Genomic DNA, 13,778 nt, shown 5'->3' on the forward strand with positions numbered 1-13,778 from the left:
GACGCCGTCGGGCAGGGTGATGGTGCCCGGGGTGGCCACCTCGTCCCGCCACGTCGCCGCGGCCCAGGCGCGGTGATATGGCGAGAAGACCCGGTAGTGGTCGGCGCCGCCGCCCGGGCGTACATCCCCGGGCCGGACCACGGTGACGCTCGGGAAAAGGCGCAACGACAGCCGGTGCTTCTCGCACTCCTCCTCGAAGCGCTTCGTGCGCCGGCTCGCGTAACTGCTGACGTCGGCGGCCATCGCGATGCCCTCGGCCTGCGCCTCCCGGGCCACCTTGATCGTCTCGGCGACCGGGTCACCGCGCCGGATCACCAGGTCGCCGCCCCTGCCGCGCAGGGTCTCGCGCAGGTCGGCGAGGGCCTGATGCAGGAAGCGGGTTCGGTTCGGCGAGAGGTCCTGCAGCTTCGGGTCGAGCACGTAGAGCGGCACGACCCGCTCGGCGTTGGCGCACGCGGCGGCCAGCGCCGGGTTGTCCCGGACGCGCAGGTCGCGCGTGAAAAGCACGACGGCGGTCCTCATGCGGCGACCATCTCGACCGGGGTGCCGGGCCGGGTGAGCAGGGAACGGATCGCGACCGAGGCGCGGCGGGAGTTGGGCACGGTCGCCCGGCGGGTGAAGACGTCGTAGTCGGCGGCCACGACCTCGTCGAGGATTCCGCCGTAGAGCCGGAACGCGGTGCGCATGCACGCCTGCGAGGCCGGGTGCAGCAGCGGGATCCCGGGAGCGGCCTGCTCGTAGTGCTGCTTGGCGACGCTCACCTCATACCTGATGAGGTCTTTGATCTTGGGGGTGGCGACCCGCCGGTCGAGTGCCCCGCGGGTCACGCCGAACCGCGCCAGATGCTCGTCGGGCAGGTAAGTACGGCCGCGGTCGAGGTCCTCCCCCACGTCCCGGATGAAGTTCGTCAGCTGGAAGGCCAGGCCGAGCTGACGGGCCGGCTCACGGGCCGCGGCGCGATCGTCCGACCCGAGGATCGGCAGCATCATCGTGCCGATCACGGCCGCCGAGCCCTCCATGTAGTCGAGCAGGTCGTCGTAGGTGGGGTAGGAGGTGACCGTCAGATCCATCGCCATGCTGCGCAGGAACTTGTCGAAGTCCTCCAGGTCGAGGTCGAAGACCGCGATGGTGTGCAGGACGGCCGGGAGCAGCGGGTCGTCGATCGGCTCGCCGCGCAGCCCGGCGATGAAGCGGTCGGACCACTCGGTCAGCCGGGCCGCTCGCTCGGCCGGGGGCAGCGCCTCGGTCCGGTCGACGATCTCGTCGGCGTACCGCGTGAAGCCGTACAGGGCGTGCACGTGCCGCCGCTTCCAGGCCGGCAGCAGGCGGGTGGCCAGGTAATACGTGCGGCCGTGCCGCCGATGCAGCGCACGGCAGCGGTCGTACGCGGCTCCGAGATCGGTCTCCACGTCTCCACCTCATCACAAATCGACGCACGAATCGACGCAACCGGCAGACTACGGTACCGTTCCTCTCGTGGCCAATCACACCCTCGAGGGACGCACGCTTCCGCGCCAGAAGCGCGGGGATACCGATTTGGTCGGGCAGATCGAGGGCACCCTGATCGACTTCCTGGCTACCCAGATCAACGCGCTCGATACCATCGACCCCGCTCTCAGCCGCTTCGCCCAGACCGCCTGCGACCTGGTCCTCGGCGGTGGCAAACGGCTGCGGCCCACGTTCGCATACTGGGGCTGGCGCGGCGTCGTCGGTCCGGACGAGCCGATCCAGCCGGTGCTGCCGGCGATCGCCGCCCTCGAGCTGATGCACACCTTCGCGCTGGTGCACGACGACGTGATGGACGAGTCGGCCACCCGGCGCGGCGCACCGACCGCCCACCGGATCTTCGCCACCCAGCACGGGCAGGAGGGCGGGCTGGGCGACTCGTCCCGCTTCGGGTCCTCGTCCGCGATACTGCTCGGCGATCTCTGCCTGATCTGGGCCGACCAGCTGCTCGCCCGCACCCCGCTGTCCACCGCGACCCTGTTCGCGGTGCGTGCGTGTTACGACCGGATGCGGATCGAAGCGGTCGCAGGGCAATATCTCGACGTGCTGGGTGAGGCGCGGCCCTCGGAGTGGTCACTCGAGCGGGCGCTGCTCGTGGCCCGGCACAAGACGGCGAGCTACACCGTGCAGCGCCCTTTGCAGTTCGGCATGACGCTGGCCGGGCCGTCCCAGTCCTCCGCCGTCGACGAGGCATACGGCACCTACGGCGCCTGCGTCGGCGAGGCGTTCCAGCTGCGCGACGATCTGCTCGGCGTGTTCGGCGACCCGGCGGTCACCGGGAAGCCGGCCGATGACGATCTGCGCACCGGCAAACCGACCGCGCTGCTCATGCTCGCCCGGCAGCTCGCCACCCCCACCCAGCTGACCCGCCTCGCCGACAAGCCGACCGCCGACCTGATCGCTGAGACCGGCGCGCCGGACGAAATCGAGTCCTTGATCAAAGAACGCGTGGAGGATGGTGTCGCCGCGCTCGACGAGGCGCCGATCCACCCTGACGCCCGGGCGGCGCTCACCCAGCTCGCCGACGCCGCGACACATCGTCCCGCCTGACCCCCTTGGAGTGCTTGTGCGAACCGTGACCGGACCGACCGAGAGGGTTGTCGTCGTGGGCGCCGGCCTGGGCGGGCTCGCCTGCGCCCTGCACCTCGCCGGGGCGGGACGGCAGGTCACGGTGGTGGAGCGCGAGCCGGTGCCCGGTGGGCGCGCGGGCCGGCTCACCGCCGAGGGGTACGAGTTCGACACCGGCCCGACCGTGCTGACCATGCCCGAGCTGATCGCCGAGCCGCTCGCGGCCGTGGGCGAGGAGCTGTCGGACTGGCTCGAGCTGACGCCACTGGACCCCGCATACCGCGCGTACTACCCCGACGGGTCCACTCTGGACGTCAAGACGGACACGGTCCGCATGGCGGCGGAGATCTCCCGCGTGTGCGGGCCCCGCGAGGCGGACGGTTATCTGCGTTTCGTCGACTACGCCCGAAAGCTGTGGGAGCTCGAACGCAACCACTTCATCGACAAGAACCTCGACACGCCCCTCGACCTGATGAACCTGAACCTGCTCAAGCTGCTCGGGATGGGCGGGTTCGGCCGGTTGCAAACCAAGATCGACAGCTTCTTCCGGAATCCTCGTACCCGGCGGATCTTCGCCTTCCAGGCGATGTACGCCGGCCTCGCGCCGCACGACGCGCTCGCCATCTACGCGGTCATCGCATATCTCGACTCGGTGGCGGGCGTCTACTACCCCAAGGGCGGCATGCACGCCGTGCCCAAGGCTCTCGCCGCGGCTGCCGAAAAGCATGGAGTGCGATTCGAGTACGGGACCACGGTCGAGTCGGTGCAGGTGTTGAACGGGCGGGCCACCGGGGTGATCACCACGGATGGACGACGCATTCCGGCGGACGTCGTCGTGCTCAATCCCGACCTGCCCGTGGCGTACCGGGATCTGCTGCCGGCGCGGCGGCAACGGCGGCTACGCTACTCACCGTCCTGTGTGGTCCTTCATCTCGGATCGAGCGCGTCGTATTCGAAGATCGCGCACCACAACATCCATTTCGGCGGCGCCTGGAAGGGGACGTTCGACGAGGTGATCCGACGCGGCGAGCTGATGAGCGACCCGTCGCTGCTGGTCACCAACCCGACGCGTACCGATCCGGCGGCGGCCCCGGCCGGCAAGCAGACCTATTACGTGCTGGCGCCGACACCCAATCTGGTGACGGCGCCGCTGGACTGGGCGTCGCTCGGGCACGATTACGCCGACCAGTTGATGGCGGAGCTGGAACGACGCGGATACGTCGGTTTCCGCTCGGGCGTCGAGGTCGAGCGCATCGTGACGCCGGCGGATTGGGAGGCGCAGGGCATGGCGGCCGGCACACCATTCGCCGCCGCGCACACCTTCACGCAGACCGGGCCGTTCCGCCCGGGCAACCTTCTCGGGGAGAACGTGGTGTTCACCGGTTCGGGCACCCAACCGGGTGTCGGCGTGCCGATGGTGCTGATTTCCGGAAAGCTCGCGGCATCCCGGATCACCGGGGCGGCCCGATGAGCACTCGCGAGACACATCTCGTCGAATTGGTCGACGCCACCGGGACGGCCATCGGGTCGGCGACCGTGGATCAGGTCCACCGGGCGCCCGGGCAGATGCATCGGGCCTTCTCCGTCTTCCTGCGCGACGGCGACGGGCGGGTGCTGCTGCAGCAGCGCGCCGAGGCGAAGACGCGGTTCCCGCTGCGCTGGGGCAACACGGCCTGCGGGCATCCGGCGCCGGGCGAGGACCTGGTGGTGGCGGCGCAGCGACGGCTGACCGAGGAGGTCGGGGTCAGCGGGGTCGCACTCGAGATCCTGGGCGTGTATCCGTACTACGCCGAGGACCCGGCGAGCGGCCGGGTGGAGTACGAATATGATCATGTGCTGGTGGGAGACGTGCCGGCCGATGTCGACTCCGAGCCCGACCCGGCCGAGGTGGCCGACCTGCAATGGGTGCCGATGGACGTGCTGACCGAGGCGGTGGCGGCCGACACACGTACCTATGTCCCTTGGCTGACCGGCGTGCTCGCGGTGCTCGCCTCCGCAAGTCCCGAACGCGCGAGGGTCGTTGAGCGGGGCGGTGATGGGTGAGGCACTGACGGCTGGGGCGGTCGCCCGTCGATTAGGCGTGGCCGTCACCACCCTGCGGACTTGGCACCAGCGATACGGGCTGGGTCCGAGCCGCCACGTGCCCGGACAACATCGGCGCTACACCGCCGAGGACCTCGATCGCCTGGAAGTGATGCGGCGACTGACCGCGCAGGGTGTCGCCCCCGCCGAGGCGGCCGCCTGGGCCAAGCGTGTGCCCGTACCCCTGGATTCCGCACCGGCCGCCGACCCGGGCTGGGCCGCGGCCGCAGCCGAGATCGAGCCCGACGGCGCCGCATCCGACGGCGCCTCTCCGGACGGCGCCGCAGGCGACGGCGCCGCGCCCGGCGGCAACACGCGCGACGGCGGTGGCCACGCCATCCCGGTCGGGCGGGCCGGCCCCACGGCCCGCGGACTGGCTCGCGCCGCCATGCGCCTGGACGGTCCGGCCCAGCGAGACCTGCTGGAGATGGTCGTGCAGCGGCGCGGGGTGGTGCGCGCGTGGGATGAGGTGATCATGCCCGTGCTGATCGGGATCGGCGAACGGTACGCGGCCACGCTGCGCTACATCGAGGTCGAGCACCTGCTGTCCCGCTCCGTCACCGAGGTGCTGAGCGGCGTCTCGCGCCCACCGGCCGGCACCTCGCCCCGGATCCTGCTCGCCGCCGCCGACGAGGAGCAGCACACGCTGCCGCTGGAGGCGCTGGCCGCGGCCCTGGCGGAGAACGGCGTGCCGACCCGGCTGCTGGGCGCCCGTGTCCCACCGGCCTCGCTCAGCGACGCGATCGAACGCACCGGCCCGGCCGCGGTGCTGCTCTGGTCGCAGACCCCGCACACCGGCAACGCCGCGCAGCTCGAGCGCTTGCTGCACGGCCCGCACCGGCCGCTCCTGGTCGCCGCGGCCGGTCCCGGCTGGGTGAAGGACACCCTGCCGGCCGAGGTTTCGCTGTTCGGCGACCTGCAGGAGGCGATCGCCGCACTGACCGCCGCGGCGACCCAGTAAGTGGTCTTTCGGCAGGTCAGCGAGTCGGCGGATACCGGTTTGGTGGCGGGCTGGGGCATCACGTATGCTTTCGGAGCCTCAAGCGGGGCTCGGTTGGGGCATGCGACCGGCAACATTGCGGGTATGCAATGATGGCGGAGTTGCCCTCATCGTCTAGTGGCCCAGGACGCCGCCCTTTCAAGGCGGTAGCACGGGTTCGAATCCCGTTGGGGGTACGGTAGTTACGGCGTTTCAGCAAGGTCCTGTGGAGCAGTTGGAGTGCTCGCCGCCCTGTCAAGGCGGAGGTCGCGGGTTCAAGTCCCGTCAGGACCGCAACGACCATCACGGCCAGGTAGCTCAGTTGGTACGAGCGTCCGACTGAAAATCGGAAGGTCGGCGGTTCGACCCCGCCCCTGGCCACCAGCACAACACAGCGCCGACCAGCGGGAACGCCGGTCGGCGTTTTTGCGTTCCACCGCGCAGGTTGCAACCGGTACCCAGGTACAGGCTTATCGTCGAACGATGACGACAGATGCGCCGATGAACGCGACCAAGGCGGGGCTCCGCACCGGCGAGGTCGCCGAGATGGCGGGCGTCAACATCCAGACGCTGCGCTACTACGAGCGCCGCGGCCTGCTCAGCGAACCGGCCCGCTCCCTCGGCGGACACCGGCTCTACCCGCCGGACACCGTGGCGCTGCTCGGTGTCATCAAGGCCGCGCAACGTCTCGGGTTCACCCTCGGCGAGGTGGCCGAGCTGATCGACGCCGGTCGCGGCGGCCACCCGGCTCCCGACCTCCGGCAACGGGCGGTGGACAAGCTCGCCGAGATCGAGGCGAAGATCGTCGACCTCCAGGTGATCCGCGGCGCCCTGAAACGGGTCGTCGACGCGCGCTGCGACAGCCTGACCAACTGCACCTGCGCCGAGTGCCCGATCCCCTTCCTGACCATCGGCGATCGCCCGGAGTGAAGGTGCATGACTTTCCCTATGTCTGGGTCTGGCGGCTGCGCACTTGGGATCTGCCCGGCGTGCGGTGGAGGACGCCCTGGTTCGGCGACGGGGCCGACCGCTCCGGGCTCGCCTGCCGCGTTCTCGTCCGCGGTGGCCGCAACACCGCGCTGATCGAGTTCGAGGACGGCTATCGGGTGATCACCAGCCGGGGAGGGCTCCGCCGGAGCGCGGGTGGCCCGCCGAGCGGGTAGCTTGCGGTCATGGCGTCCTACACCGTCAACACCGCGGGGGTCGAGCACGCCCGCAAACTGATCGAGAGCCGCCAGTACGTTCTGGACAGCGACTGGGGCGACTCGCAGCCCAGCGCCGCCGACGAGAACAAGTACCTCGAATCTCATTCGTGGGAGCAGTACGCGCAGTGGTTCCTTGGGCTGACCGAGGGCCCCGGCGACGAGACCAAAGCGCGCTACGCGTTCGTCTGCGGCGATCTGCGCCGGCTGCACCGCAGCGGCCTGATCGCCTGTGTCTACCGCGCCGCGGAGTGGCGGCACAAGGACGTCGAGCGCGCCGCGTACGACCTGCTTCAGCTCCTCGACGACAAGGCCGGCATCGGCAAGTCGTAGTCGGAGGCGCCCACGCCGCGCCGCCGGATGTCCAGCCGCTTCAACGCCGCGACCAGCACGAAGCTCACGCTGACCAGCAGCGCCCACGAGCCGAACTTCGACACGTGCACCATGCGCCACACGTCCGTCTGATCCGGGTACTGCCAGGCGCCGAGCAGGGTCGCGGCGTTCTCGGCCAGCCACAGGAAGCCGCCGATCAACACGAACGAAAGCCACAACGGGATCCGGTACCGCGTCTCGCCCACCCGGAACGTCACCGTGGTCCGCCAGGTCGCCACGATCAGCAACAACGCGCCGAGCAGCCGCAGGTCGGGCAGCCAGTGGTGGGTGAAGAAGTTCGCGTAGACCGCCGCCGCCGCGACCGCCGTCGGCACCGGCCGGTAGTCGATCAGCCCCAGCTCCAGCCGCCGCCACGCCTGGCACAGATAGCTGCCCACCGCGGCGTACATGAAGCCGCTGTACAGCGGAACCCCGAGGATCTTCGTGTACGCGTCCTCCGGGTACGACCACGACCCGACTCGCACCTTGAACAGCTCCAACGCGAGCCCGACCACGTGGAACAGCCCGATCACCAGCACCTCGCGGCCGGTCTCCACGCCGGTCACCCACAGCAGCCCGGTGACCAGCAGGCAACCTAGCAGCAGGAAGTCGTACCGCGGGATCGGGCCGTGCCACACCTTGCTGACCGCCAGCAGAACGAAGACCGCGGCGGCGAAGACGCAACTCAGCGCCTCCAGCCACGCGAACCTCATCAGTTGTCGCATAGTCGCGATGCCCGTGACTCCAGATAGCGCTGCTCGGGAACACTGAGCGTAGTGCGCGCCGCCAAACGGTACTGCTCACGCGCCTCGCCAAAAGAGCCGGCCATCTCCAGCAGATGCGCGCGCACGGCGGCCACCCGGTGATGCCCCTCGGGAAAGGAGGCGGCCGCGAGGTCGTTCAGAGCCGATGCCGGACCGTCCACCATGGCCTTCGCGACGATCCGGTTCAGCGTCACCATCGGGCCCGGTTCGAGCGCATTCAGCAGCCCGTACAACTCGAGGATCTGCGGCCAATCAGTCTCCTCGGCGCGCGTCGCCTCGTCGTGCACCGCCGCGATCGCGGCCTGCAATTGGTAAGGGCCGATCGGCGCCTTCTGCAAGGTCGACGTGATCAGCGCGATGCCCTCGTCGATCGCGAGCCTGTCCCAGAGCGTCCGGTCCTGCTCGGCCAGCGGCACCAGGTTTCCGTCCGGCGTGACCCGGGCCGGCCGGCGCGCGTCGGTGAGCAGCATCAGCGCCAGCAGGCCCGCCGTCTCCCCGTCGTCCGGGCGCCGTTCATGCAGTTGCCGGGTCAGTCGAATCGCCTCCGCGGACAACTCGACCCGGTGCAATCGCGTACCCGAAGTCGCCGTGTATCCCTCGTTGAAAATCAGATACAAGACTTTGCGTACGGAAGAAAAACGCTCCTCCGACTCGGCCGGCGGGGGCATGCGGAACGGCAGGCCGCTCTGTTTGATCCGCGATTTGGCCCGGCTTATCCGCTGCCCGACGGTCTTCTCCGGCACCAGCAGCGCGCGCGAGATCTCCGCGGTGGTCAGGCCGCCGACCGCACGCAGGGTGAGGGCCACCTGGGACGCCGTGGTTAGCGCAGGGTGACAGCAGAGCAGTAACAGCGTCAGGGAGTCGTCGACCTCGGTGACCGGCGGCGGCTCCGGCGTGGCGACGTACACCGCCTCCTCCCGCCGGCGGCGGGCCTCCTCGCTGCGCAGCAGCTCGATCCGGCGACGGGCGGCAACGGTGATCAGCCAGTTCTTGGGCTGTGCCGGGATGCCCTCGACCGGCCACTGCTGCGCGGCGGCGAGCAGCGCCTCCTGCACCGCGTCCTCCGAGGTCGCGAAGTCGCCGTACCGCCGCACAACGGCGCCGAGGACCTGCGGCGCGCACTCCCGCAGCAGGTCCTCGATGGGACGCCCGCTCAGAACTCCCATCCGCTCATGTCGAGGATCGGCCGCACCTCGACCTCGCGCAGGTGGGCGTCCGGGACCTTGGCGGCCCACTCGATCGCGCGTTCCAGGCTCTCGCACTCGATCAGATAGAAGCCCGCCAGATGCTCCTTGACCTCGGCGAACGGTCCGTCGGACACGATCTTCTCGCCGTCGCGGACGGACACCCACCGGGCCGTCGCGGGGTCGGCCAGCCCTTCGGAGACCACCAGCTCGCCGGACTCCGCCAGCTCCTCGGTCAGCTTCATGTGACCGCGGCCCAGGTCCATCTGCTGCTCGTCGGTCAGCGTCTCCCAGAGCGCCAGCGACTGCGGGTTCGAGTGGATGAGGATCATGTACTTCATGTCTGCCTCCTTCGAAATTCTGTCATCGGGACGTCGAAACCGGGCCGCCCGCTTCTACGTACCGGTGACCCATCGTTCGCACCCGGGAGGCCGAGATGACGACCATCAGCGAACTTCTCCACCAGAAGGCCGACGCGATCCGCGCCAAAGACCCCAAAGCCATGACCGCCGGGTACGCGCCCGGCGCCGTGATCTACAACCTCGCGCCGCCGCTGCGCCAGCTCGACGACGCCCGCGACCCGCAGCCGGCGGAGCAGTGGCTCGCCACCTTCGAGAGCCAGATGAACCTGGAGATCCGCGACCTGGAGATCACCGAGGAGGGCGATCTGGCGTACGCCACGGCGATCGAGGGCCTGTCCGCCACCCCGAAGGGGTCGACGGAGAGCTTCACGCTCTGGTACCGCGTCACGTACGCGCTGCGCCGCATCGACGGCCGGTGGCAGATCACCCACGAGCACCAGTCGGTCCCGTTCGAGATGGACGGGTCGTTCGCCGCCTCCATCCACCTGGAGCCGTAATAGGTTCTCCGTCGTGGACGCCACGACGCGAGGCAACCGGAGCGCCTGGGAGGTCGCCTCCGAGAAACACGTCAGGGAGTACCCGGCGATGCTGGCGACGGCGGCGTCGGGTACCTCCCTTCTGCCCGTGGAGCGCGCGCTGCTGCGCGATGTGCTGGCGCGATCGCCAGAGGTGGTGCACCTGCAGAGCGGCAACGGCACTGACGATGTCGCGCTGGTGCGGGCCGGCGCGAGCTCGGTTGTGGGCGTCGACTTCAGCGAGGTCGCGGTACGCGCGGCGCGGCGGCGCGCCGTCGAGTTGGACGTGCCGTGCCGATACGTGGTCGCGGCCCTCCCCGGCGCACCCCTGGCCGCGGCGTGCGCCGACCTGCTCTACACCGGCAAGGGTGCCCTGATCTGGATGCCGGATCTGGCCGCGTGGGCGGCCGACGTGGTGCGCCTGCTGCGCCCCTCCGGCCACCTCTTCATCTACGAGGAACACCCGGCGGCTCCGCTGTGGAGCTGGGACGCGGACGAGGCTCGCATCCGCCCGGACCGCGGCTATTTCGCCCGCAGCCATGAGAACGACTCGTTTCCGGCCAACGGCGCGATCCAGTGGCAGCACACGCTGGGCGAGATCGTGACGACACTCGCGGCGGCGGGTCTGCGGATCGAGCACCTGGCGGAGTATCCGGAACCGTTCTGGCGGATGGGCGGCGTGACGGCGTCCGCCTGGAACGGCCGGCTGCCGAATGCATTCTCGTTGCTGGCCCGGCGACCATAGTGGACTAAGCTGTGCCCATGCATCCCGCGGGCGACATCATCTGGGTCCTCATCACCGGCCTCTGAGCCGGTCCCACACGGCCGGCCGATTCCTGAGGGCACGCGCTTGCGCCTGCCCTCAGGTTGATCCCCCTCGACCGTGGGTACGGATCGCCGCGTGAGCAGGTTTGTCCTCGTCCCCGGCGCCTGGCACGGCGGCTGGTGGTACGAACCGGTCGTGGACGCGCTGTCAGCGGACGGGCATCAGGCCGTGGCGGTCACCCCGGCCGGGCTGGGCCCCGATGACGACCTCACCAAGGACGTCGTCAACCTCGACACCCATGTGGCGCAGGTCGCCGCGGAGGTCCTCGCCGGCGACGGCCCGGCCACGCTGGTCGGGCACAGCTACGGCGGCATGGTGATCACGGCGGTGGCCGACCGGATGCCGGAGCGGATCCGGGCGCTGGTCTACCTCGACGCGGACGTGCCGCGCGACGGTGAGTCGTCGTGGGACGTGGCGCCGGACTACATCCGTGCGTCGCTCATCGACGGCGCCGGCGAGACGGGTGTGTCGCTCGCCCCGCTGCCGTTCTTCGACGACCGGGCGCGCCCGCATCCGCTGGCCACGCTGCTGCAACGGGTGCGCCTGACCGGTGCGTGGGAGCGGGTGCCGATCAAGCGGTTCGCGGCGGCGCTGGACACGCCGGGCGGCCTGCAGGCGCCGACGGCGATGGAGCGGGTCCGGAACGACCCGGACTGGCACTACGAAGAGTGGCCGACAACCCACAACGTCCTGCGAGACGGCCCCGGCCGGGTGCTGTCCCTGCTCACCGACCTCTGATCCGCTGACTCACTCGAACGAGACCGGTCCGGCGGCTCGCCGCAATGCGGCGGTATGACTTACCGATGACCTCCGTTGCATGGCGAACCATCGGGACTCTTCGCTCGGCACCGCCCGGGCTCGCCCGCGAAGGTCTGCGCCGTCAGATCTTCGGCGCTGCGCTCCAACAGGCAGAGGAACTCGCACGCGCGGCCGAAGCGGTCGGCTACGCCAGCAAGCCGCTGCCGCTGTTCTACATGCTGTCCCAGGCGGGGAGGGCGATTGTGGCAGCTCACCATCCGAACAAGGCGGAGATCCGAGGACACGGCCTGTCGTTCCACCTGGATCAGGAGGAGAAGATCCTCACCGGTGGCTTGAAAACTCCCAAACCACCAGCAGAGGGAGCGTTCCAAGACGTGGCCTGCGCAACCGGTTCTCCCGGTCTCTCGAAACGGGTCGAGTTGGGTGCTCTGTGGCGCGCCAACCCGGATCTCGTCGACGCTGATGTCCCTCGGCAGCACAGCGACGAAGAATGGTGGCCGCCCTTGAGCTCGAACCTCGGGCAGAGGAGGCTGCCGCCAGAGCCGGACGAACCCACCACCACCGGCGGCTCGGTGGGCGCCTGGCTGACGATGCCCGGTCAGACTGGCGCCGAGGTGAACGCGGCCATCGAGCGCTACCCATCACTGGCGGGGTGTCGGGCGCTCAACCCTGGAGAAACGTCCGCCGCTTATGTCCGCGCGAGCGAAACCGTTCTCCGGGACGCCAGCACGGGCCGGGTCATCGTGTCCCGCGCCGCACCGGCGTCCCTGCTGCCGCGAGATCTCTGGAAGCTTGAAGATGACCTTTTCTCGTGCGTGACAGTGGACGCATCGGCGCCGAAGTGGCCCCATCCGACGTATGTCGGATGGGTGTTGCCGTCCGTCGCCGAGTCGGTGTCACCACTACCGCTGATGTTGTGGTGGGGACTGTTGTATGGCCTCTCCAGTTTGGCCCGCTATTACCCGGCCGCCTGGTCGGCTGCGATCGACCGCGACTCGTCGACGCTGGCGGAACCGCTGCGTGAGGTACTGGATCGAGGTGCGGACTGCGTCCCCAGGCGGATCGCCGAGGCCTTGATCGTTTAAGCACCACTCGGCGGTCTCAGCCGCCCGAGCGCATGCCGTGTTCGGTCCTTCGATTCAGGTGTACCTGCGCCCGCTTTGCCCACGTCGGCGGCTGGCCCGCTGGTCACTCGATGCGGTGACGGGCCGTTTTGCCCTTTTCCGCATCCAGCGGTTAGCGCCGTCGTTCGAGGGCCTGGCTACGTATGGCTATCCGGGACTATCAGGAGCGGTCCACAGAGAGGAGCGTCGTGCTGAAGTTCAAGAACGCCGCCGAGCAGGCCGCCTACACGCTGGCCGAGGCGCTCAGCGAAAAGGGCATGTCCTGCATGCGGCAGGCCGAGGAGGCCGCCGAGTCGTTCCGGGTCGGCAAGATGCAGATGCGCCGGCAGTTCAAGGCACGCGGCCTGACCGACGTCGACGCCGACATCCGGTGGTCCGGCATGACGGCCGCGAAGAAGGCGCTGGCCGACAACGGGTGGTACATGAGCCAGGCGACGATGTACAACGAGGCCGCGGCGGCGCAGTACGCGAAGGCGCTCTACCTCAAGAACTGCGACGACCTTTAGAAGATCAGGCGGCCCGGTGGCGCAGCGTCGCGACCGTCGAGCCGGCCAGCGCCAGCAGGCACTCCGGCAGCTGGCCGTCGGAGATGGCGGCGCTGAAGAGCGCCTCGCCGGTGGGCACGTCGCCGTTCACGTACGCACTGACGAACCGGGCCACCCACCGCTTGTCGTACCGCGCGTCGTCGATCCCGGGGAAGTCCAGGGTCCACGCGCCGCCGAGCGGGACGTTCTGCCCGACCATGGTCGCGGCCAGGCACCAGGCGACGTCGTAGGCGCCGACCACGCCCGAGCGGTCGACCACCGCGTCGAACGTGCCGACCACGGCATCGCTGTCTCCGCTGAGCGCACAGTGCAACACCTGCGCAGCGTCGTCGAGCGCATGCTGTGGTACATCGGTCACGCAGAAGAACGTACGTGGTTCCGTCAAGGAATGCATCGCGAGCCGAGGGACCGGGTGGGAACTCAACCGGCCCGCAGGAGGCAGGTGAGGCGGGCGGTGCAGACCCGGTCGCCGAGCTCGTCGGTGATGACG

Annotated in this window: 18 protein-coding genes and 3 tRNA genes; 15 read left to right on the forward strand and 6 right to left on the reverse strand. The window is 69.6% G+C overall.

The window, feature by feature from the left end:
* The coding region (locus AB0M20_RS06700) for a deoxyribodipyrimidine photo-lyase (RefSeq protein WP_364294848.1) at positions 1-522 on the reverse strand (522 nt) is incomplete at its 3' end.
* On the reverse strand, positions 519-1,409 hold the full coding sequence (locus AB0M20_RS06705) for a phytoene/squalene synthase family protein (protein WP_364294851.1): 891 nt from the start codon (positions 1,407-1,409) through the stop codon (positions 519-521). The genes AB0M20_RS06700 and AB0M20_RS06705, both read right to left, overlap by 4 nt.
* Positions 1,410-1,476: 67 nt before the next feature.
* Here AB0M20_RS06705 and AB0M20_RS06710 point away from each other — a divergent pair, with 67 nt between their 5' ends.
* The 10 genes from AB0M20_RS06710 (at position 1,477) to AB0M20_RS06755 (ending at position 7,170) form a co-directional block, all read left to right on the forward strand.
* Entirely contained in the window at positions 1,477-2,556 is a 1,080-nt protein-coding gene (locus AB0M20_RS06710; protein WP_364294854.1) for a polyprenyl synthetase family protein, read from the forward strand.
* A gap of 16 nt (positions 2,557-2,572) precedes the next feature.
* Complete coding sequence (gene crtI / locus AB0M20_RS06715; RefSeq protein ID WP_364294857.1) at positions 2,573-4,045, forward strand: phytoene desaturase family protein; 1,473 nt, start codon at positions 2,573-2,575, stop codon at positions 4,043-4,045.
* Positions 4,042-4,617 (forward strand): isopentenyl-diphosphate Delta-isomerase, encoded by a 576-nt coding sequence (idi, locus tag AB0M20_RS06720; protein ID WP_364294860.1) that lies wholly within the window; start codon positions 4,042-4,044, stop codon positions 4,615-4,617. Before crtI ends, idi begins: the two co-directional genes overlap by 4 nt.
* On the forward strand, positions 4,607-5,617 hold the full coding sequence (locus AB0M20_RS06725; protein WP_364294899.1) for a MerR family transcriptional regulator: 1,011 nt from the start codon (positions 4,607-4,609) through the stop codon (positions 5,615-5,617). Before idi ends, AB0M20_RS06725 begins: the two co-directional genes overlap by 11 nt.
* Positions 5,618-5,759: 142 nt before the next feature.
* A tRNA-Glu gene (locus AB0M20_RS06730) sits at positions 5,760-5,832 on the forward strand.
* 23 nt (positions 5,833-5,855) lie between these two features.
* Positions 5,856-5,929, forward strand: a tRNA-Asp gene (locus tag AB0M20_RS06735).
* 13 nt (positions 5,930-5,942) lie between these two features.
* Positions 5,943-6,019, forward strand: a tRNA-Phe gene (locus AB0M20_RS06740).
* A 99-nt stretch (positions 6,020-6,118) separates the two neighbouring features.
* The gene (locus AB0M20_RS06745; protein ID WP_364294863.1) at positions 6,119-6,565 is read left to right on the forward strand and encodes a MerR family transcriptional regulator; all 447 of its coding nucleotides are present in this window, start codon (positions 6,119-6,121) and stop codon (positions 6,563-6,565) included.
* A gap of 2 nt (positions 6,566-6,567) precedes the next feature.
* Entirely contained in the window at positions 6,568-6,798 is a 231-nt protein-coding gene (locus AB0M20_RS06750; protein WP_364294866.1) for a hypothetical protein, read from the forward strand.
* Positions 6,799-6,807: 9 nt separating this feature from the next.
* Positions 6,808-7,170, forward strand: a complete 363-nt coding sequence (locus AB0M20_RS06755; protein ID WP_364294869.1) for a hypothetical protein — start codon at positions 6,808-6,810, stop codon at positions 7,168-7,170.
* Here the strand turns inward: AB0M20_RS06755 and AB0M20_RS06760 are convergent.
* Genes AB0M20_RS06760 through AB0M20_RS06770 form a run of 3 tightly spaced genes read right to left on the reverse strand, consistent with a single transcriptional unit; the run spans position 7,131 to position 9,498 of the window.
* Entirely contained in the window at positions 7,131-7,922 is a 792-nt protein-coding gene (locus AB0M20_RS06760; RefSeq protein WP_364294872.1) for a DUF817 domain-containing protein, read from the reverse strand. The two genes, AB0M20_RS06755 and AB0M20_RS06760, sit on opposite strands and share 40 nt — an antisense overlap.
* Positions 7,922-9,139 (reverse strand): sigma-70 family RNA polymerase sigma factor, encoded by a 1,218-nt coding sequence (locus AB0M20_RS06765; RefSeq protein WP_364294875.1) that lies wholly within the window; start codon positions 9,137-9,139, stop codon positions 7,922-7,924. Before AB0M20_RS06765 ends, AB0M20_RS06760 begins: the two co-directional genes overlap by 1 nt.
* Positions 9,127-9,498, reverse strand: a complete 372-nt coding sequence (locus tag AB0M20_RS06770; RefSeq protein WP_364294878.1) for a YciI family protein — start codon at positions 9,496-9,498, stop codon at positions 9,127-9,129. The genes AB0M20_RS06765 and AB0M20_RS06770 overlap by 13 nt, the downstream gene beginning before the upstream one ends.
* Positions 9,499-9,593: 95 nt before the next feature.
* Between AB0M20_RS06770 and AB0M20_RS06775 the strand changes: the two genes are divergently transcribed.
* The 5 genes from AB0M20_RS06775 to AB0M20_RS06795 all read left to right on the forward strand — a co-directional run bounded on the left by AB0M20_RS06775 (position 9,594) and on the right by AB0M20_RS06795 (position 13,249).
* Positions 9,594-10,016, forward strand: coding sequence for a nuclear transport factor 2 family protein (locus AB0M20_RS06775; protein ID WP_364294881.1), 423 nt, complete (start codon positions 9,594-9,596; stop codon positions 10,014-10,016).
* A 13-nt stretch (positions 10,017-10,029) separates the two neighbouring features.
* Entirely contained in the window at positions 10,030-10,779 is a 750-nt protein-coding gene (locus tag AB0M20_RS06780) for a methyltransferase domain-containing protein (protein WP_364294884.1), read from the forward strand.
* Between the two features lie 156 nt (positions 10,780-10,935).
* A complete protein-coding gene (locus tag AB0M20_RS06785; protein WP_364294887.1) occupies positions 10,936-11,598 on the forward strand; it encodes an alpha/beta fold hydrolase in 663 nt (220 codons plus the stop codon).
* Between the two features lie 65 nt (positions 11,599-11,663).
* Positions 11,664-12,704, forward strand: a complete 1,041-nt coding sequence (locus AB0M20_RS06790; RefSeq protein WP_364294890.1) for a hypothetical protein — start codon at positions 11,664-11,666, stop codon at positions 12,702-12,704.
* 227 nt (positions 12,705-12,931) lie between these two features.
* The gene (locus AB0M20_RS06795; RefSeq protein ID WP_364294893.1) at positions 12,932-13,249 is read left to right on the forward strand and encodes a hypothetical protein; all 318 of its coding nucleotides are present in this window, start codon (positions 12,932-12,934) and stop codon (positions 13,247-13,249) included.
* Between the two features lie 4 nt (positions 13,250-13,253).
* On the opposite strand, the gene AB0M20_RS06800 is transcribed toward AB0M20_RS06795, so the two are convergent.
* A complete protein-coding gene (locus AB0M20_RS06800; protein ID WP_364294896.1) occupies positions 13,254-13,646 on the reverse strand; it encodes a hypothetical protein in 393 nt (130 codons plus the stop codon).
* Positions 13,647-13,778: the final 132 nt, after the last annotated feature.

Origin of the sequence: Actinoplanes sp. NPDC051633 (genome assembly GCF_040681735.1) — a bacterium.
Classification (GTDB): domain Bacteria; phylum Actinomycetota; class Actinomycetes; order Mycobacteriales; family Micromonosporaceae; genus Actinoplanes.